The organism is Lysinibacillus sp. RU7 (assembly GCF_057837305.1).
In genome coordinates, this window is record NZ_JBYQFK010000267.1 from 1 (window position 1) to 243 (window position 243).

The 243-nt window shown below is 37.9% G+C and carries 1 protein-coding gene; it reads right to left on the reverse strand.

What is annotated here, in order from left to right:
* Nucleotides 1–185, reverse strand: a 185-nt coding sequence (locus AC3II9_RS22360) for a hypothetical protein (protein WP_489158959.1), incomplete at its 3' end; no start/stop codon positions are given.
* Between the last annotated feature and the right edge of the window lie 58 nt (nucleotides 186–243).

Consider the following 243-nt stretch of genomic DNA (forward strand, 5'->3'; position numbering starts at 1 on the left):
CTAAACGCGCCAACCGAAGTACAATAGTCAACATCCTCTTGGTCAAAAACCTGAAATGCAGGGATCAGCTCACAAAGATGAGCAATGAAGTGTGTCGGATTAAAACCATCATTCAATTGGTAATCAACAAAGTCATTCATTGCGGTCATTACAGCAGCTTGATGAGAGAGATCGTATTGCAACATGTGTATTTTCCTTAGTTATGTCTGATGCATAACTAAGGAAGAAGAATTATTTATTATG